At 63.0% G+C, this 17,305-nt stretch carries 17 protein-coding genes and 1 tRNA gene; 8 read left to right on the top strand and 10 right to left on the bottom strand.

Annotated elements, in window-relative coordinates; translation table 11 throughout:
* The first annotated feature begins 457 nt into the window (after window positions 1-457).
* Window positions 458-1,510 carry a threonine aldolase family protein gene (locus LB532_RS18095; protein WP_140641661.1) on the top strand — a complete coding sequence of 351 codons (1,053 nt, stop codon included), beginning with the start codon at window positions 458-460 and terminating at the stop codon, window positions 1,508-1,510.
* 74 nt (window positions 1,511-1,584) lie between these two features.
* Here LB532_RS18095 and LB532_RS18090 read toward each other — a convergent pair whose 3' ends face one another.
* Window positions 1,585-2,052, bottom strand: coding sequence for an Hsp20 family protein (locus LB532_RS18090; protein WP_140641662.1), 468 nt, complete (start codon window positions 2,050-2,052; stop codon window positions 1,585-1,587).
* Window positions 2,053-2,522: 470 nt separating this feature from the next.
* On the opposite strand from LB532_RS18090, the gene LB532_RS18085 reads away from it, so the two are divergent.
* Both LB532_RS18085 and LB532_RS18080 read left to right on the top strand, forming a co-directional pair.
* Window positions 2,523-3,518, top strand: a complete 996-nt coding sequence (locus LB532_RS18085; protein ID WP_140641663.1) for an alpha/beta fold hydrolase — start codon at window positions 2,523-2,525, stop codon at window positions 3,516-3,518.
* A gap of 288 nt (window positions 3,519-3,806) precedes the next feature.
* Window positions 3,807-4,250 (top strand): hypothetical protein, encoded by a 444-nt coding sequence (locus LB532_RS18080; protein ID WP_140641664.1) that lies wholly within the window; start codon window positions 3,807-3,809, stop codon window positions 4,248-4,250.
* A gap of 34 nt (window positions 4,251-4,284) precedes the next feature.
* Here LB532_RS18080 and hisN read toward each other — a convergent pair whose 3' ends face one another.
* A complete protein-coding gene (gene hisN, locus LB532_RS18075; protein WP_140513691.1) occupies window positions 4,285-5,058 on the bottom strand; it encodes a histidinol-phosphatase in 774 nt (257 codons plus the stop codon).
* Window positions 5,059-5,440: 382 nt separating this feature from the next.
* On the bottom strand, window positions 5,441-6,382 hold the full coding sequence (locus tag LB532_RS18070; protein ID WP_140641665.1) for an N-formylglutamate amidohydrolase: 942 nt from the start codon (window positions 6,380-6,382) through the stop codon (window positions 5,441-5,443).
* Window positions 6,383-6,546: 164 nt separating this feature from the next.
* On the opposite strand from LB532_RS18070, the gene cpdR reads away from it, so the two are divergent.
* The 3 genes from cpdR to LB532_RS18055 all read left to right on the top strand — a co-directional run bounded on the left by cpdR (window position 6,547) and on the right by LB532_RS18055 (window position 7,496).
* Window positions 6,547-6,909, top strand: a complete 363-nt coding sequence (cpdR, locus tag LB532_RS18065; protein ID WP_006199474.1) for a cell cycle two-component system response regulator CpdR — start codon at window positions 6,547-6,549, stop codon at window positions 6,907-6,909.
* 116 nt (window positions 6,910-7,025) lie between these two features.
* A tRNA-Val gene (locus tag LB532_RS18060) sits at window positions 7,026-7,100 on the top strand.
* 147 nt (window positions 7,101-7,247) lie between these two features.
* Window positions 7,248-7,496 carry a hypothetical protein gene (locus LB532_RS18055; RefSeq protein WP_140641666.1) on the top strand — a complete coding sequence of 83 codons (249 nt, stop codon included), beginning with the start codon at window positions 7,248-7,250 and terminating at the stop codon, window positions 7,494-7,496.
* Between the two features lie 1,176 nt (window positions 7,497-8,672).
* Here the strand turns inward: LB532_RS18055 and LB532_RS18050 are convergent.
* Window positions 8,673-8,999, bottom strand: coding sequence for a hypothetical protein (locus LB532_RS18050; RefSeq protein WP_224557028.1), 327 nt, complete (start codon window positions 8,997-8,999; stop codon window positions 8,673-8,675).
* Between the two features lie 203 nt (window positions 9,000-9,202).
* Between LB532_RS18050 and LB532_RS18045 the strand changes: the two genes are divergently transcribed.
* Both LB532_RS18045 and LB532_RS18040 read left to right on the top strand, forming a co-directional pair.
* The gene (locus LB532_RS18045) at window positions 9,203-9,490 is read left to right on the top strand and encodes a hypothetical protein (RefSeq protein WP_210239909.1); all 288 of its coding nucleotides are present in this window, start codon (window positions 9,203-9,205) and stop codon (window positions 9,488-9,490) included.
* Window positions 9,491-9,745: 255 nt separating this feature from the next.
* Window positions 9,746-10,981 carry an MFS transporter gene (locus LB532_RS18040; protein ID WP_140641669.1) on the top strand — a complete coding sequence of 412 codons (1,236 nt, stop codon included), beginning with the start codon at window positions 9,746-9,748 and terminating at the stop codon, window positions 10,979-10,981.
* Here the strand turns inward: LB532_RS18040 and LB532_RS18035 are convergent.
* The 6 genes from LB532_RS18035 to LB532_RS18010 all read right to left on the bottom strand — a co-directional run bounded on the left by LB532_RS18035 (window position 10,968) and on the right by LB532_RS18010 (window position 17,295).
* Window positions 10,968-11,813, bottom strand: coding sequence for an EamA family transporter (locus LB532_RS18035; RefSeq protein WP_140641670.1), 846 nt, complete (start codon window positions 11,811-11,813; stop codon window positions 10,968-10,970). The genes LB532_RS18040 and LB532_RS18035 overlap by 14 nt on opposite strands.
* Before the next feature lie 7 nt (window positions 11,814-11,820).
* Complete coding sequence (locus LB532_RS18030; RefSeq protein WP_140641672.1) at window positions 11,821-12,729, bottom strand: endonuclease/exonuclease/phosphatase family protein; 909 nt, start codon at window positions 12,727-12,729, stop codon at window positions 11,821-11,823.
* Window positions 12,730-12,832: 103 nt separating this feature from the next.
* Window positions 12,833-14,383: a cation:proton antiporter gene (locus LB532_RS18025; RefSeq protein WP_140641673.1), complete on the bottom strand. Its 1,551-nt coding sequence runs from the start codon at window positions 14,381-14,383 to the stop codon at window positions 12,833-12,835.
* A 128-nt stretch (window positions 14,384-14,511) separates the two neighbouring features.
* Window positions 14,512-15,576 carry an ABC transporter ATP-binding protein gene (locus tag LB532_RS18020; RefSeq protein WP_140496300.1) on the bottom strand — a complete coding sequence of 355 codons (1,065 nt, stop codon included), beginning with the start codon at window positions 15,574-15,576 and terminating at the stop codon, window positions 14,512-14,514.
* 16 nt (window positions 15,577-15,592) lie between these two features.
* Window positions 15,593-16,384, bottom strand: a complete 792-nt coding sequence (locus LB532_RS18015; protein WP_140496301.1) for an ABC transporter permease — start codon at window positions 16,382-16,384, stop codon at window positions 15,593-15,595.
* On the bottom strand, window positions 16,381-17,295 hold the full coding sequence (locus tag LB532_RS18010) for an ABC transporter permease (RefSeq protein ID WP_140496302.1): 915 nt from the start codon (window positions 17,293-17,295) through the stop codon (window positions 16,381-16,383). Before LB532_RS18010 ends, LB532_RS18015 begins: the two co-directional genes overlap by 4 nt.
* Window positions 17,296-17,305: the final 10 nt, after the last annotated feature.

Raw genomic sequence — 17,305 nt, 5'->3', positions numbered from 1 at the left:
CCGCGTCCTTGCGGGCGCTGGTTTGCCTCGGGAAGCGCATTGCTTCCCCTTCATCCTTACGGCACGTCTTGCGAAATCCTTGCCGAACCATGCGGCTCACCGCGCGGTTCGCATCCGGTATCGTACAGGCCAGAGCACGGCCGTCCACCTGTCGCTCGCGGCAAAAGCCGGAGAGGCTTAGAATACGCCAATCCAGCCTGTTTTGCGCGACAAAATAAGACAGCACTACTGTCCTAAATTTTTATGGCAGAAAAGCCGGGCGCATACAAGACCGATTCACAAAAAACTTCGGCGTTCCGCGACACAAAGTTTCGTGAGATGCCCCCCAAACGCAAGCTTCGGTCCCTGCCGGTTTTCGGCAGCTCGCTGGCTTTACCCGTTTTCTGGCGTCTGGCCCTTGCGAGCCAGCCATGAAACCGGTCAAGGTTGCAGCGATTTTCCCAGCACAGGCAGATGCATGTTCTTCGCTTCCGACAATTGGGCAGGCGCCCACCCCAACATCGCCTCCGGCCTCTCGGCCCACGCCGGCGGCTTTTCCACTGCCTATGGCGAGGGCGCGCTCGACCAGGCCGTCTCCCAGCGCTTCAGCGAAATCTTCGAACGCGAGGTGGCGGTGTTCTTCGTGGCCACCGGCACCGCCGCCAATTCGCTGGCGCTGACCGCCTACAACAAGCCCGGCGGCATTTCCTTCGCTCATCGCGAATCGCATGTCATCGAAGATGAGTGCGGCGCACCGGAATATTTCTCCGGCGGCTCGCGGCTGCATGCCGTCGACGGCGCGCTGGGCCGGATCGATCCGCACAATCTGGAAACGGCGATCGGCCGTTTCGCCGGCGAGGTGGTCCATTGGGGCCGGCCGATGACGGTCTCGATCACCCAGTCGACGGAGGTCGGCACCGTCTACGGCCTGCATGACATCGCCGCGATCTCGGCCATCGCCCGGCAACATTCCGTGCCATTGCATATGGACGGCGCCCGCTTTGCCAATGCACTGGTCGCGCTCGACACGACGCCGGCCGAAATGACCTGGAAAAGCGGCGTCGACATCCTGTCTTTCGGCGGCACCAAGAACGGCTGCTGGTGCGCAGAGGCGATCGTGCTGTTCGATCTCGACCGTGCCCGGGAATTGGCCTTCCTGCGCAAGCGCGCTGCCCAGCTGTTTTCCAAATCGCGCTTTATCGCGGCACAGTTCGAGGCCTATTTCCGCGACGGCCTGTGGCTCGACACCGCCAGGCATGCCAATGCCATGGCTGCCCGCCTTGCCGCGGCGATCGAGGATTCCCAGACGGTGAAACTGGCCTGGCTGCCGCAAGCGAACGAGGTATTCGCGATCATGAAAAAAGCCGAAGCGGACAGGTTGCAGGCGGCGGGTGCTGTTTTCTACGACTGGCACAGGCCGCATGGCTTCGAAGGCCATATCGGCGAGGACGAATTGCTCTATCGCTTCGTCACCAGTTTCGCCACGACGTCAGAGGAAGTCGACCGCTTTGGCCAGTTGATCGCAGGATAATTGCTATTCCCGGCAAATAAAAAAGAAGCGGCGCCTTCCGGCGCCGCTTCCCGTCTCGGGAGGAGACTTAGGGATTACGCAGCGGTCTTGGCCTCGATCTGCTTGGCCTTGGCCGGAGCCGAAGTGATCGCGATCCTGCGCGGCTTCAACTCCTCGGGGATGTTGCGCTTCAGGTCGACGAAGAGCAGGCCGTTCTTCAGCGTGGCGCCCACGACCTCGACGTGGTCGGCAAGCTGGAATCGGCGCTCGAAGGCCCTGGAGGCAATGCCGCGATAGAGCAGTTCGGAACCCTCGCCGGTGCCCTCATCCTTGCGCTCGCCTTTCACGGTCAGCACATTGCGGTGGGCCTCGATCGAGATCTCCTCGTCCGAGAAGCCGGCGACAGCCATCGAAATGCGGTAGGCATCCTCACCGGTGCGCTCGATATTATAGGGCGGATAGGTCTGCGCGCCATCAGGCTGCGCAAGCGAATCAAGCATGGTGAAGAGACGGTCGAAGCCGACGGTCGAACGATAGAGCGGGGAAAAATCAACGTGACGCATGGTGTGTTCTCCTGTTGAGCAACAAGGTTTGCGTTTGGCCGGTGCGAAACCCGTGAGCGGCGTTCCGGTTTGACCAGCGACCCCGACATTGGCGGTCGCAATCCACATTTGGGGACCGGGCAAAGCCATTTCAAGATTTTGCCTCCCGGTAAAAATCGAGGATGAACGGCAGATGAACCGGCGCTTTTGCGCGCGTTCAGACAGCCGCCGCTAGACTGCTCTCGACATCAAGGACAAGCGGCGCCGGATTTGCATGAACCGGGCGCCGCGACGAGGCCGAACCGGGTGCAACGTCCCTTCCTCCCGGATCGACAGGGGCCGGAAGCGCGCTCAGAGCGGCTTCCGGCCTTCCCTGTTGCCGATCCGACGCCTCCCGGAATTCCTTTGCTTTTGGCCCATGGACGGCTATCAACCTTGGCGAGGCCGGCCACGACAGGCAGGCATGCGAGACGCCGAGCACGAAGCGCCGAATGACGGATCTCCTCCACGAAACGCCCCCTTTTCCCGAAACTCCCCTTTTTCATGAAACTGAGGGCAATCCGCGACCGGAAAACGCCACCGGCGGCTTTTTCACCGCACGCGACGGCAAGAAGATACGCTATGGCCTGTTCGCCGCGGTCGCCCGCCCGATGAAGGGCACCGTGGTGCTGCTGTCCGGCCGCAACGAGTGCATCGAGAAATATTTCGAAACCATCCGCGATCTTGCGGCGCGCGGTTTTGGCGTCGCCACGCTGGACTGGCGCGGCCAAGGCGGCTCCGACCGGCTGATCCGCGATCGCCAGCGCGGCTATATCAGGTCCTTTCGCGACTACACCGCCGACCTTGAACAATTCTTCGAGGAGATCGTGCTGCCGGACTGCCGCGGGCCGTACTACATCCTTGCCCATTCGGCCGGCGCCGTGATCACGCTGCTTGCTTCGCCCTCCATGGTCAACCGCGTGCGGCGCATGGTGCTGATCGCGCCGTTCTTCACCTTGCCCGACCTGCCGGTCTCGATCCGGACGGTCCGCCGCGTCTGTTCGCTGTTTTGTGCCCTGGGCCTTGGCCGACTTTACGCTGCCTGGGGGCCGCGGCCGAAGGTGACCGCTCCCTTCGACACGAACAAAGTGACGACGGATCCGGAGCGCTATCGGCGCAACACCAGGATCTACGAGGATCACCCGCAACTGGCACTGGGCGGCCCGACGATCCGCTGGCTGAGGGCGGCTGCCGAAGCCGCGGAAGCGGTAAGCGATCCCGAATTCATGGCCGGCATCCGGGTCCCCCTGCTGGTCATCGCCGCCGGTAGCGATCAGGTCGTCTCGACCAAGGCCGTGGAAGCCTATGCCAGGCGTCTGCGCCTCGGCTCGCTGCTCATGATCGACGGCGCGCGTCACGAGATCCTGCAGGAGGCCGACATCTACCGCGAGCAATTCCTCGCCGCCTTCGACGCATTCATTCCCGGCAGCGACGACCCGACGGCCTGATGGCGCGTATTGCCGAGCCGGCGCCGGTTCATGCCTGGCGGGCGAAACTCCATGATCCCGATTGGTAACCCCCGCTATCCGCTGACAACGCCCATTCCCGGCACGCCCGCGTCTTGCACGATCAATGTCGGACGATGATCGCGCCGACGCCTCGGCAGTTTTAACGGCTACGCATGCTTCTCAATTCGGCCGTTCGGCCGGAGGCAGCTCGACGCCTGGTTCCCGTTCAGGCGCCGGGCGCTAATTACCGTCCGCAGAGGTCAGTCGACGGGATCGGGAGGAGCGGTCATGAACGCATCGGACACGCTGCCACGCCAGGGCCATCGCCTGCTGCAGCTCGGCATCGCCCTCCTGCTGTTTTCGTCATTCGAAGGGTTCGCCATCCCATACCTCGCCGCACCGCGGCTCGGATTGTCGGTTCACACGCTCAGCGCCTTGCAGGGCGTCCTGCTGCTGGTCTTGGGTCTCGTCTGGTCCAGGCTCAATCTCGGCGTCGCGATGTCGCGGATTGCGTTCTGGTTCCTGATCTATTCAGCCTTGGCCATCCTGGCGGCCTATGTGATGGCCAGCCTCTGGGGGGCCGGCAACGAGACGATGCCGCTGGCCGCAGGAGCCGCCCATGGCAGCGCCTTTCAGGAATACGCGATCAAAAGCATCGCCTATTCGTCCGCGCCGACCGGTCTCATCGCTTTCGCGCTCATTCTATGGGGCCTGCGTCTCTCAGACGCCTAGAGCCTTTGCACCAATCGGACAGGGCACCGGATGCTCAGCCGCGCAGGGCCGCCATCGCCGCCGCATGAAGCTCGGGCGTCGCCGCCGCCAATATGTCGCCGCCATTCTCGGCCGGCCCGCCATCGAAGGTGGTGACCACGCCGCCCGCCTTCTCGATGATGGGGATCAGCGCCACGATGTCATAGGGCTTCAGTCCGGGATCGGCGACGATGTCGACGCTTCCCGCGGCGACCATGGCGAAGGCGTAGCAGTCGGTGCCGTACCGGGCGAGTTGCACCTGCCTCTCGAACTGGTCGTAGCGCAGGCGCGCCTCGCCCTTGAACAGCGCCGGCGTGGTGGTGAACAGCGTTGCTTCAGCAAGGCTCGTCGTCTTGCGTGTGACCAGTTTGCGCGGCCCGCCCGGCCCCTCATAGTGGGAGCCGGAGGCGTTGGCGTAGAAGAGCTCGCCGGTGAAGGGCTGCGACATCAATCCGGCAACAGCATCGCCCTCCACCGTCAATCCGACCAGCGTCCCCCACACCGGAAGGCCGGAGATGAAGGCGCGCGTGCCGTCGATCGGATCGATTACCCAGACATGCCTGCTGGAAATATTCTCGCTTCCATGTTCCTCGCCGAGAATGCCATGGTCCGGATATTGCGCCGATATCAGCGCCCGGATGGCACGCTCGGCTTCGCGGTCGGCTTCGGTGACAGGATCGAAGCTACCCTTTTCCTTGTTGGCGACCGCACCCTGGCTGCGGAAGCGCGGCAAGGTTTCCGCCGCCGCCGCCTGCGCGATGCGGCGCATGAAATCGATGCTGATGTCCAACTGATTCTCCCGCATTGCAGCATGCCCGAGCCCACGTGTGCCGCCAGTTCCGCGCCAAGACAAGGGTGTTCAAGGATTTTCGCCGCGCCGACTGTTGCCAGAATAACACGCCAGCGCCACCGAAACGCAATTTCCACATCACTCTGAATTAAAAAGGCCGGTAGGTCGCTTGACATTTGTGCAGCGCACCATACCCTTGATCTCGGACAGGGTTTCCTGTCCATGCCCTCCTTGGGCGTTTCCTCCCTAGACTTCGACCGTATCGTGCAAACGATGCGGTCTTTTTTTCGCCGCCAATTCCAATCCCCACCAATCCCGATCCATGTCGCCCGAGATTATGCGGCGGCTGGGGGATGGCGCCAAATAATGAAACAGGCTCTGTTCACTCCGCGGCCAGCGGCAGATCCATGAAATGGTGGTCGGGCATGGCCATCAGGTCGGCCGAAAATCGCGCCAGGTCGTCGGCCAGTGCGTCGAAGCCCGCCGCTTTCTCGAATGTCCGCTCGTTCATATAGAGCCCGCGATTGACCTCGATCTGCAGCGCATGGAGATGGCGCGCCGGGCGACCGTAGTGTTCGGTGATGAAGCCGCCGGCATAGGGTTTGTTGTGGGCGACTGTATAGCCCATGGCGTTGAGCAGGCCGATTGCGGTCTCGGTCAATGCCGCGGTGGCTGAGATGCCGAAGCGGTCCCCGATGATGAAATCGGGCCGCAGGCCGCTGTCGCCGACACGGATGCTCGCCGGCATCGAGTGACAGTCGATCAGCACGGCAAAGCCGAAACGCGCGTGGGTTCGCGTCAACAGCCGTTTCAGCGTCTCATGATAGGGTTTGTAGACGGCCTCTATGCGGGCAACAGCTTCGGCCAGCGGCAGGCGGCCGGAGTAGATGTCGAGGCCTTCACCGACCAGCTTCGGAACGGTGCCGAGCCCGCCGGCCACGCGCGCGGAACGGATGTTGCAGAAGGACGGCACCGGCTCGGCGAACATGCGCGGATCGAGTTCCCACGGCTCGCGGTTGACGTCGAGATAGGCACGCGGGAAATTTGCCGCGAGCATCGGCGCGCCAAGCGCCACCGCGCCGCCGAACAGCTCGTCGACATAGCAGTCCTCGGACCGGCGAATGGCGTTGCGGTCCAGCCTTGCCATGGCGAGGAAGCGCTCCGGATAATGGCGCCCACTGTGGGGTGAGTTGAAGAGGAAGGGGACGCGCTGCTCGGCGCCCGACCGGATTTCGAAGGGGGGAACGACCGAAAAATCCTCGGCTGCCGTCTTCAATTTGAACGAACCCGAAAACACCAATGCATCATCGGATGAAAGTGCCATCTTGAGGGGCGCATGTCCAGCATTTCGGCGCCGGCGCCGCCTTTCCGAATGCGGATTATGCCGCGCCTCGTTCACTTGATGTTTACCCTCACCTCCTCATATACAGGATGGTTAACGGCCCTGCCTTTCGGCAGAGTCCGGGCGGGTGATTCGGACGGGATACCATGGCACGCATTCTTCTGGCGGAAGACGACGACGATATGCGTCGCTTCCTCGTCAAGGCGCTGGAGCGCGCCGGTTACCAGGTCAGCGATTTCGACAACGGCGCCAGTGCCTATGAGCGGCTGCGCGAGGAACCGTTCTCGCTGCTTTTGACCGATATCGTCATGCCGGAGATGGACGGCATCGAGCTGGCCCGCCGCGCCACCGAGATCGATCCCGACCTCAAGGTCATGTTCATCACCGGTTTCGCCGCCGTTGCGCTGAACCCGGATTCCAAGGCGCCGAAAGACGCCAAGGTGCTGTCGAAGCCGTTCCATCTGCGCGACCTCGTCAACGAGGTCGAGAAGATGCTGCAGGCGGCCTGAGCCGTTTTTGCCCAAGGCATCGACGACTATCGGCCGGTGCGGCAAAACGGAGCCTTCTTTCCCCTTTCCTGCTATTGACGCGCCGGATCAAAAATGGTGTATGCGCGGCTTCGGATGGGCGTGTAGCTCAGCGGGAGAGCACTGCATTGACATTGCAGGGGTCACAGGTTCAATCCCTGTCACGCCCACCATCCTTTCAATAACTTAGCTAATCCCTTGTGTCTCTTGGCACAGAAACGGGGCTCGAAGAGGGTGCGACTGGTGCTCTAGGCCAATCGCGCGTAGGCTTGCTGTGGCAACTACCGGAAAGGGATTGCTTCGATGCGTGAGCGTGGTGCATGACTGAGCTTGTCGGCCCGCATGGTCTTCTCACATACGTTCTCGCCTATGCAACGTTTGTGCCGGCTTTGGCATTCATTGGTCTGATCGGATATGTCGTCCTGAAAGACTTGCCGATTATGGACCGACAGGGCCGCTATATGAGTTCGTTCTTCCAAAATCGAAAGAGAGAATGGAAGGTGATTCTCTCCCTTTGGCTTGTCACTGCCGCGCTATTGATTGGCGCTGCCGTATCGTCGAAACTCTAAACCTCGGCCGCGTTCTTCTGAAAGTCGACGTGGTGGCCGTAGGCCTTATCTTGGCTGACATCCCGAGCGCGCCGGCTGCTTCCCAGGCATCCACGCCCTTGAACATCATCCAGGTTGCGCGTGTGTGGCGTAGAACATGCGGGGTGATCGCTGTCCGGTGACGGCCGGATCTAGCCAAGCGTTTCCGATGGCCATGTCCCAGGCGGTGCGCACGGAGGCTACGCCTCGACCGATGTAGCTGACGACATGCAGATAGACCGCCACAGGTTCGCCGGCCTGCCTGGCGGCTTCATCCCGAGCATTGTCGTCGATGAGCTTCCAGCGTCTCAGATGGGCCCTAATCCGCTTGCCAAGCCGCACCGGCGGTTGACGCTTGTTCGTTTCAGCAACGCCCTCCCCTCGCCGATGCATGACACCGCGCTGGCTACATTGCAGGGGTCACAAGTTCAATCCCTGTCACGCCCACCACCCTTTCAAAGACTTAGCTTCTTGTGCCGATTGGCACAGAAACGGCACGAAACGCCCACTGAGCGCCTGAATAGTGCCCTTCAGTATTCCGATGGGGGCCGATCCGTGACAGCTTGTGTGTTGCGCCCGATATGATGGGCGTCAGGAAAGCCGAACGGAACACCCAGCGCCGTGAGAGGTTAGGCGGCACGCTTCCCTCCGCCCTCCGTCGGCTCAATAGTCTCCGCTCGCGTCGAAGCGGGCTTTCTGCGTTTTGGGCATCTACCTCCAATTGCCGACCGAATCGCTCTTTCGGGTGACTTTCTTAAAGGAGTGAACTGTTCAAATCTGGAGTCTCTCTAAGCGGGAGGAACGGATGGGCAGCGATTTCGAGGCCGCACGACGACACCTGAAGCGCGCGCGTCAGTGCCTTCATGGGGATGATCAAGTGAGCAGAGAGACGGTTGAGAGAATCGATGAGATGATCATAGCCCTGGCCGCGGAGGAGTGCTCTTCGTTTGGCTTCCTCTTCCCCTTCGGCCATCGAACGACGCGGAACTCTGAGGCCGCCTCGTCCAAGGTATAGCTCTGCCTGCTGAAGGCAACACTCACGGTCCGTCGAAGGCCCCGCTGGCTCCGGCCGGCCGGCTCTTCGAACTTGCCGGAGGCGGTTTCGTCTCGCTGGGTGAAAAGGCCGGAGCCGACAACCGCTCCGGCCCTGTTCCGTCGTCAGTCATTGCAGCTGTCGTCGGCCTTTGCCGCCGCGGTCTTGTCGCCATGCTGCTGCGCCTCGATATCCTGCTGCGATGTTGCGAGATTCTTGTCACCGCCGCCTTCCGCCCCTGCCAACGGCATTGTGCTGCCATCCTTGGCGGCCGGTTTGCCGGCACTGTCCTTGGCCTTCGGAGTCTCCAAGGGCGCGTGAGTGCCATCTTTCGAAATACCGGCGGTCTGTTGGGTGTCGGCGCCGGTGTTGGCAGCCGATTTGTCCGGACATGCCGCGATTGCAGAGCCCGCAGAAAACGACACCGCAAGCGCGATTACCAATGAAGCCATTTTCATCATGCTCGTCCTTCTGTTTGAGTGCCCTGTGGGTGAAACTAACGGCGCTTTTCTTTGTTCCGGACCGCGTCGTGTGTCGTCATCGACGCACCGCAACCGGCACGCTGATGCCACGGCGACAGCGCCAGAAACTCCACGGAACCGTTCGCCGACTCCCTTGTTATGCGGCGGAAGGGATACTCACCAGGAGATGAATGATGAAACGACTTCTTCTCGCTTCCGCCGTAATGATTCTTTCCGGCGGCCTTGCCCTGGCGCAATCGAGCAATACGACGTCGGGCGGATCCTCCTCCACGACGACAACGATGCCGACGGATCAGAACACGGACTCGACCACGACCAAGTCGACCAACTCCAACTCCGCGAAGGATTGCGCACCGGGCCAACAGACAGGCAGCGCCAAGGAGGCAGCTCCCGGTCAGCAGGATACGAGCGCCAAGTCCGCGGCCCCTGGCCAGATGAAAACGACGACGGAAGGTTGCTGACCGCATTGCCGCTGATGTCTCGACCCGCAACCTCGGCTTCCAGGTGCTTCGCGTCAGCTGGAAACCACCTGCTGGGCTGATGAAACTTCGGCCCGTCGGCTCCGGCGGCGGGCTTTTTGTTTGCCCGTGCAATGATCCGGAAATGCAGCCGTGGACTCGGTGATCCCCTACGCAAACGTGACCCGGTTCTCTGAAAAGTGACTGACGGTTGTTCGCCTGGACGCGATAACGTTCCTCGACATCAGGAGGAACGCCGTGAAGCTCAATTCGCAGCAGAAGAAAACCGTCCTTGCCTCTTTCCTGGGCTGGACGCTCGACGCTTTCGATTTCTTCCTTCTGACATTCCTGCTCACCGATATTGCGTCTGAATTCCAGACCGACGTCCCGGCGGTGTCAAAGGCGCTCTTCCTGACGCTTGCGACGCGCTTCATTGGCGCGTTCTTCTTCGGCATGCTGGCAGACAAATTCGGCCGCAAGCCCATCCTGATGCTCAACATCGTCAGCTATTCCGTGATCGGCGCTTTGGCCGCCTTCTCGCCCAATCTCGGCATATTCCTGGCGCTGCGCGCCCTGTTCGGCATCGCCATGGGCGGCGAATGGGGACTTGGCTCCTCGCTTGCCATGGAATCCATTCCGCCCAGCGCCCGCGGCATGGTCTCGGGCATCCTGCAATGCGGCTATCCGGCCGGCTATCTCCTGGCGGCGATCGTCTATGGCCTGCTCTACCAGCAGACGATCGCCGGCTACACGATCGGCTGGCGCGCCATGTTCCTGCTCAGTTTCATCCCGGCCCTGATCGTCCTTTTCATCCGCTCGCATGTTCCGGAATCGCCGGCCTTCGTCGAGGCGCGGAAGACCGCGAGGCCCGGCATGCTGGAGACGCTGCAAAAGCACTGGGGCGTCGCCCTCTATGCGGTCGTGCTGATGATGTTCTTCAACTTCTTCAGCCACGGCACGCAGGATCTCTACCCGACATTCCTCAAGAAGCAGCATGGCTTCGACCCGCACACGGTGAGCTGGATCACCATCGTCGCCAACATTGGCGCCATCGTCGGCGGCCTGGCGTTCGGCGCGCTGTCCGAGAAGATCGGCCGCGTCAATGCGATCACGCTCGCTTGCCTGATCGCCTTGCCGTCCATCCCGCTATGGGCCTACAGCTCGACGCCCTTCATGCTGGCCATCGGCGCCTTCGTCATGCAGGTCGCCGTCCAGGGGGCCTGGGGCGTCATTCCGGTGCACCTCAACGAGCTCTCGCCCGGCGCGGTGCGCGCGACCCTGCCCGGCTTCATCTACCAGGCCGGCAATCTCGCGGCCTCCTATGGCGGTCCCTATCAGGCGGGCATAGCTGAGGCTCCCGGAGGCAGCTACGGCTACGCGCTGGCGCTGTTCGCCGGCGTGGTCGCCGTCTGCATCATCATCGTCATCCGCTTCAGTCCGGAACGGCGCGGCCAGGTGATGACCGTGCTGGACCACGACGTCAGCCGAGTCTGAGCGCCACGACGCCGGCGACGATGCTGAGCGCGGCGGCGCCGCGCCAGCCCGTCATCTTCTCGCCGAGCGCGAACACCGAGATCACCATGGCGAACAGGATGGAGGTCTCGCGCAGCGACGCCACCGAGGCGATCGGCGCCTTGGTCATCGCCCACATGACGATCCAGTAGGCAGCGCCGCTCAGCACGCCGGTGAACAGCCCCGCTTTCCAGTCCCGCGCCAGCACCGGCAAGGCCCGCGGTCCACGGAAGATCAGGCACAGCACCAGCGCTCCAAGCGCATCGCACACGAACAGCCAGGCGGCATAGCTCTGCGCCGTGGTCGCCAGCCGCGCCCCGCTGCCGTCGGACAGCGTGTAGCTGGCGATGAAGATCGAGGTCCCCAGCGCAAAGCCGACCGCGCGCAGGTTCAATCGTTCCAGATGCGCGCCGCCGCGAAACGACATCACCAGCGTGCCGGCCGACAGCAAAAGGATACCCAGAATGGCGAGCGGCGCCGGCACTTCGGCGACCACGAACATACCGCCAAGCGCCGCCAGCAAGGGCGCGGTGCCGCGCGCCAGAGGATAGGTCTGGGCGAAGTCGCCGGCCTGGTAGGCGCCGATCAGGAAGGTCCGGTAGCCCATGTGGAAGACGACGGAGGCGATGATATAGGGCCAGACTTGCGCCTTCGGCACCTCGACGAAGGGCAGCACCAGCAGTGCGGCGGCGCCCATACCGAGCGTCATAAGCGTGATCGACAGGAAGCGGTCGAGATGGACCTTCACCAGCGCGTTCCAGATCGCGTGCATGGCGGCCGCGGCAAGCACCGCGAAGAAGACGAAAAGCGTCATTTGGGGCTCATCCGCCTCCTGGGCCGGCGGGCGTTTCGAGATCGATGTCGATCCTGACGGGAAAATGATCGGAAGCCACTTCGCCAATTTCCGAGCTGACGGAGCGCACCCGCCCGGCAAACAGGCCGCCGACGAAGCAATGATCGAGCCGGCGTTTTGCCAACCTGCCGTCGATGATCTTCTCGTGCGTGTGGAAGTCATCCGCCGGTTCAATCGCCACGGCAGCGGCATCGACGAACCCGTCCAGATAGGCGGCACCGCGATGATAGGGCGTACTGCCGACGATGCGGTGGTATTCGGCGCTGCCCGGCTCCATGTTGAAATCGCCCATCCAGATCGCCGCCAGCGGGTTCTCCGGCTCGGGCCCGCCATTGCTCCAGTTGCGCGCCGGCTCGTCGTCGGCCCCGCTCCATGGCCCGCCATCGGAGGGCGCCCGGCGATGCTCGGCGAGCAGGTAGTCGATCTGCTCCAGCCGTTCTTCAGCCGCGATATGGGCGAGATGCAATGAAAGCACCCGCACCGGACCCGCCGGCGTGCGGATCATGCATTCGAGCGCCGCGTTGCGGGTGTTGAGCGGTCGCAGCGTGCGGCGCATCGGCAGCGCATGCAGTCGCGACCAGACGATCGGCAGCTTCGACAGCACCATGGTGCCGAACTGCCGGCGCCGGTTGATGATGCGGCCGTCACGCTGTTCGCTGGCATCCATGTCGAAGGCCGGGCCGTAGACCCAATGATAGTCCGGCAGCAGGCGCGAAATCAGCTCCGGCTGGTCGTCGAAATTGCTGCGCTGCCAGTGCCGCTCGACCTCCTGCAAGGCGATGATATCGGCGCCGGCAACAATGCGCGCGGCGCGGGCCGGATCGTAGAGGCCGTCGCTGCCGAACCCGTATTGGATATTGTAGCTGACCAGCTTCATTGCTTATCCGGCTCAGTTTGGTGACGGCAGTAGCGTTTCGACGGCGACCTTGCAATGGACCGCCGCGGCGGCCCGGCTGGGCCACGACGCAAAATCCCCTCGCCTACGTCGTCAGCGGCTGGAACCGTCCCGCCGGGGAAGCCGCCAGCTCCGACCAGTCGATTTCTTCTTCCAGGCGGTGATAGGCCTCGTCACCGATCGTCCCGTTGCGGCGAAGTTCTTCCAACGCGTCGCGCTGGCGCTTGATGGCATAGAGCCGCAGCCGGTCGTACTCGGTTGCTGCCTGCGCGTCGTCGGGGTTCTTGGCGATCTTGCGCTGGGCGGCATACTGCTCGCGCACCGCCGCGGCCGCCGTCGAGGTCTTGCCGCTCAATATGTCGAGTGCCGCTTGCATGATGGCGACACGGGCCTGCGCGACCTCACGGTCTATGGTCTCGTCCGGTTCGAGACGAAGCAGGCGCAGCAACGGCTTCAGGCTCATGCCTTGCAGGACAAGCGTGCCCAGCACGACGCAAAAGGCGGTGAGCACGATCGGATCTCGGCCGGGAAAGTCCGCCGGCAATGCGAAGGCAGCCGCCAGCGTCACCAGGCCGCGCATGCCGCACCAGCCGATCAGCACCCCGCTGCGAAACGACGGCACCTCTTGCCGCTGCTCCGCATTGCCGAAGCGGGCAAGCCATCGGATCAGGGCGCCGCAGCCCAGCACCCAGGCAAGGCGGGAAAGGATGACGACGGCCAGGACAGTCCCTGCAAACAGGAACGCCTCGGACTGTCCCTGCTCGGCCAGGCGACCGACGATCAGACGCGCCTGCAGGCCCATCAGCACGAAAGCCAGCACGTTGAGCACGAACACCGCCGTCTCCCAGACGGAATAGGAGCTGACGCGCTTTCTGGCCGACATGCGCCGCGGTGCGGTGCGCGCGATGGTCATGGCATAGACCACGATGGTGATGATGGCCGAGAGCCCCAGCCTGTCAGCCAGGATCCAGACGCCGAACGTTCCGGTGAACTGCACGACGGTGCCGCTCGCCGCATCTTCGATACGTCCAAGCACCGCCTGGGACAGACGGCCGAGCAGATAGCCCGCGGCCAGGCTGCCGATGGTCGACAGCAGGACCATCGGAACGGCACTGCCCAAAAGAACGGGACCGGCGGCGGCAGCGATCGCGATGCGGTAGATCAAAAGCGCGGTGGCGTCATTGAGCAGGCTTTCGCCCTGAAGGATGGCCGTGATGCGGTGCGGCACCTTGAACTGCCCGAGCACGGCGCTCGCGGCAACCGCGTCCGGCGGCGCCACGATGGCGCCGAGGGCTATGGCGGCGGCGATCGGCAGGCCGGCCATTTTCCAGCCGACCAGGGCCACGACGGCGGTCGTGAAAACGACCGCGCCAAGCGCCAGCAGCACAAGCGGCAGCCTGTAGCGGTTAAGATCGCGCAGCGATGTGTCGAAGGCCGCGTCGAGCAGCACCGGCGCAATGAACAGCGCAAGCGCCAGTTCCGGATCGATCTCGATCGTGGGCGCGCCGGGCAGGAAGCCAAGGCCGGCGCCCGCCAGCGCCAGCAAGGCGGGGTAAGGAACCTGCAGGCGCCGCGACAGCGCCGTCAGCGCGACGGCGATCAGCAGGAGGATAAGGGTGAGCTCAAACAGCGCCATGGCTCATCGTAGCGGCGAAGCAGAGCTCTTGGCAGTGGCAAAGCGGCAAGATGCTGTTGATTGTCCAATAGGAGTGCATCGTCCGGCATCTGGACCGGTGACCGGATCGGCAGGGCGCTCCGGCCGCGTCAGTGCAGCACCAGCAGGTCACCCGACGAGAAGGAAATCTCCGCCTTCTCACCGACGGCCGGCGGTGGCGTCGTCGAACTGTTGAACGTGTCGAGCGAGACGGTGTTGCCGCCGATGCCGACCCGGACCCGGATCACCGAGCCGAGAAAGTGCACTTCGGAGATCTCGCCGGACAGGCTTGAATCGCGACCGGGCTGGCGGCCGAGCGAGATGGCTTCCGGCCGCAGCGCCAATGACAGCGTATCGCCGGACTTCGAGCCGTTGAGCCTGCCTTTGAGCGAGACTTCCTCGGTGTTGACACGAACCTTGCCCGACGCCGCGTCGGTGACGGTGCCTTCCAGCACATTCAGCGTGCCGACGAAATTGGCGACGAACTTGGTTGCCGGCCGGTTGTAGATCTCGAAGGGCGTGCCGACCTGCTCGGCCTTGCCGCCATACATCACCGCGATGCGGTCGGAGATCGACAGCGCCTCTTCCTGGTCATGGGTGACGAAGATGGTGGTGATGCCGAGCTTCTTCTGGATCGAGCGGATTTCCTCGCGCAGCGAGACGCGCACCTTGGCATCAAGCGCCGACAGCGGCTCGTCGAGCAGCAAGAGCTTCGGCTTCGGTGCGATGGCGCGGGCCAGCGCGATGCGCTGCTGCTGCCCGCCCGAGAGCTGATAAGGATAGCGGTCGGCCATCTGCGGCAGCTTGATGATGCCGAGCATTTCGGCGACACGGGCGTCGATATCCGCCCTGGACATGCCGGCGACTTTCAGTCCGAAGCCGATGTTCTGCGCCACGGTCAGGTTCGGGAACAGCGCATAGGCCTGGAACACCATGCCGACATTGCGCTGGTTCGGCTTCAGCCTGGTGATGTCCTTGCTGCCGACGACGATCTTGCCGGCCGACGGCTCCTCGAAGCCGGCGACCATGCGCAGCACCGTCGTCTTGCCGCAGCCTGACGGGCCGAGGAACGAGACGAACTCACCCGGTTCGACGTCGAGATTGAAATCCTCGACAACGGTGGTGGCGCCGAAGGATTTTCGCACATGCTGGATGGAGAGGAATGGCTCGGCCATGGCTTTTTCTTTCGGGTCAGTTCGGACGATTAGCCGATTTCGGCGCGAAGCGCGACAGGATCTGGATCAGCGACATGCAGCCCCAGGTGATGACGAAGGCGATGATGGCAAGGGCCGCCGGCTCATAGGCGCGGTTGGCCCCGACATTCTGCAAATACGGGCCGAAAGCCGGCCGGTTCAGAAGGCTCGCCATCGTGAACTCACCGATGACGATGGCGAATGTCAGGAAGGCGCCGGACAACACCGCAATCAGCACATTGGGAAGGATGACGCGGGTGATGATCGTACCCCAGCCGGCCCCGAGGATCTGGGCTGCTTCCGTCAACGTCCGCACGTCGATGGTTCTGAGCCCCGTATCGACGGCACGATACATATAGGGCAGCGCCAACGTCGCGTAGCCGATGACCAGCAAGGCATTGGTTCCCATATCAGACCCGAGGAACGGCAAGGGTGAATTCGAGCCATACATCCTGATATAGCCGAAGACGATGACGATGGCCGGAATGACCAACGGCAAAAGCGTGATGAACTCGACGATCGGCCTGAGCTGCGGCAGCCGCAATCGGATCCAATAGGCTGCCGGCACCACGATCAGCACACCCAGAATGATGGTGAAGATGGCGGCGACCACCGAATACAGGAAGGTCGCCTGGAAACGCGCGTCGCCGAGCACGATCCGGTAGGCGTCGAAGGAATAGGCGCCGCGCCGCATGCGCATCGAAAATTCCACCGTCGCGATCAGCGGGATGAAGAAATAGGCCGCGCCGAGGATGAAGACCACCCAGGCCCAGAATTTGCCCGACTTCATTTCAGCCACCTCTCGGAACGGGTCCGGAACCAGATGTAGAAGACATTGGCCAGGCCGGTGATGACGATCATGCCGAAGGCGATCGCGTAGCCGAGATGGGCATTGTGCAGCACGTCGCCGCGGATTTGCGCGTAGAGCAGGATCGGCACGATGTTGAGCGACGAGCCGGTCAGCGCATAGGCGGTGGCGATCGCCCCGAAGGCGTTGGCGAAAAGCAGGATCACGGTGCCGAGAAAGCTCGGCCAGATCACCGGGATGACCACGATCCGCCAATATTGCGCGGTGGTCGCGCCAAGCGTGGCGGCAGCTTCACCCCATTCCTTCTTCAAACCGTCGATCGCCGGCGTGATGATGACCACCATCAGCGGTATCTGGAAATAGACATAGGTCAGCGTCAGGCCCCAGAAGGACAGGATGTTGAAGCCGTGGGCATAGATGTTGAGGCCGAACACGGTGTTCAGGATCACCGTGGCAAGACCGAGCCGACCGAGGGTCGCCAGGAAGGCGAAGGCCAGCGGCACGCCGGCGAAATTGGAGGCAACGCCGGAAAAGGTCAGGGTGGCCGAGCGTATCCAGTCCGGCAGCCCGCCGCGCACGATGGCGATGGCGATGGCCAGGCCCGCGAAAGCGCCGATCAGCGCCGAGGCCAGGCTTACCTTGATCGATATCCAGTAAGCGGCAACGATCGACGGCTGCGCCAGAGCCACGATGTTTTCGAGCGTGAATTCGCCGGCATCATTCTGGAACGCGCCCAGCATCAGATAGAGCGTGGGCAAAATCAGGAACATGATGGCGAAGATGAAGAACGGGGCGACGCCGAGCCATTGCGTCGGCAACCGCAACGCGCGTGCCTCCGCCGGCGGCGCGGTCTTGCCCGCGGCATCGTGATTGGAAAGCGAGAGATCGGTCATGCGCCGGCTA

Origin of the sequence: Mesorhizobium sp. ESP-6-2 (assembly GCF_020164675.1) — a bacterium.
Lineage (GTDB): Bacteria > Pseudomonadota > Alphaproteobacteria > Rhizobiales > Rhizobiaceae > Mesorhizobium.
Note: the sequence above shows the minus strand (reverse complement) of the source record. Positions and strands in the feature narration are given on the sequence as shown.

Coding starts and splice junctions, on each gene's coding strand:
- LB532_RS18095 (WP_140641661.1), top strand. CDS start 458: ATGTTCTTCGCTTCCGACAATTGGGCAGGCGCCCACCCCAACATCGCC.
- LB532_RS18090 (WP_140641662.1), bottom strand. CDS start 2,052: ATGCGTCACGTTGATTTTTCCCCGCTCTATCGTTCGACCGTCGGCTTC.
- LB532_RS18085 (WP_140641663.1), top strand. CDS start 2,523: ATGACGGATCTCCTCCACGAAACGCCCCCTTTTCCCGAAACTCCCCTT.
- LB532_RS18080 (WP_140641664.1), top strand. CDS start 3,807: ATGAACGCATCGGACACGCTGCCACGCCAGGGCCATCGCCTGCTGCAG.
- LB532_RS18070 (WP_140641665.1), bottom strand. CDS start 6,382: ATGGCACTTTCATCCGATGATGCATTGGTGTTTTCGGGTTCGTTCAAA.
- cpdR (WP_006199474.1), top strand. CDS start 6,547: ATGGCACGCATTCTTCTGGCGGAAGACGACGACGATATGCGTCGCTTC.
- LB532_RS18055 (WP_140641666.1), top strand. CDS start 7,248: ATGACTGAGCTTGTCGGCCCGCATGGTCTTCTCACATACGTTCTCGCC.
- LB532_RS18050 (WP_224557028.1), bottom strand. CDS start 8,999: ATGGCTTCATTGGTAATCGCGCTTGCGGTGTCGTTTTCTGCGGGCTCT.
- LB532_RS18045 (WP_210239909.1), top strand. CDS start 9,203: ATGAAACGACTTCTTCTCGCTTCCGCCGTAATGATTCTTTCCGGCGGC.
- LB532_RS18035 (WP_140641670.1), bottom strand. CDS start 11,813: ATGACGCTTTTCGTCTTCTTCGCGGTGCTTGCCGCGGCCGCCATGCAC.
- LB532_RS18030 (WP_140641672.1), bottom strand. CDS start 12,729: ATGAAGCTGGTCAGCTACAATATCCAATACGGGTTCGGCAGCGACGGC.
- LB532_RS18025 (WP_140641673.1), bottom strand. CDS start 14,383: ATGGCGCTGTTTGAGCTCACCCTTATCCTCCTGCTGATCGCCGTCGCG.
- LB532_RS18020 (WP_140496300.1), bottom strand. CDS start 15,576: ATGGCCGAGCCATTCCTCTCCATCCAGCATGTGCGAAAATCCTTCGGC.
- LB532_RS18015 (WP_140496301.1), bottom strand. CDS start 16,384: ATGAAGTCGGGCAAATTCTGGGCCTGGGTGGTCTTCATCCTCGGCGCG.
- LB532_RS18010 (WP_140496302.1), bottom strand. CDS start 17,295: ATGACCGATCTCTCGCTTTCCAATCACGATGCCGCGGGCAAGACCGCG.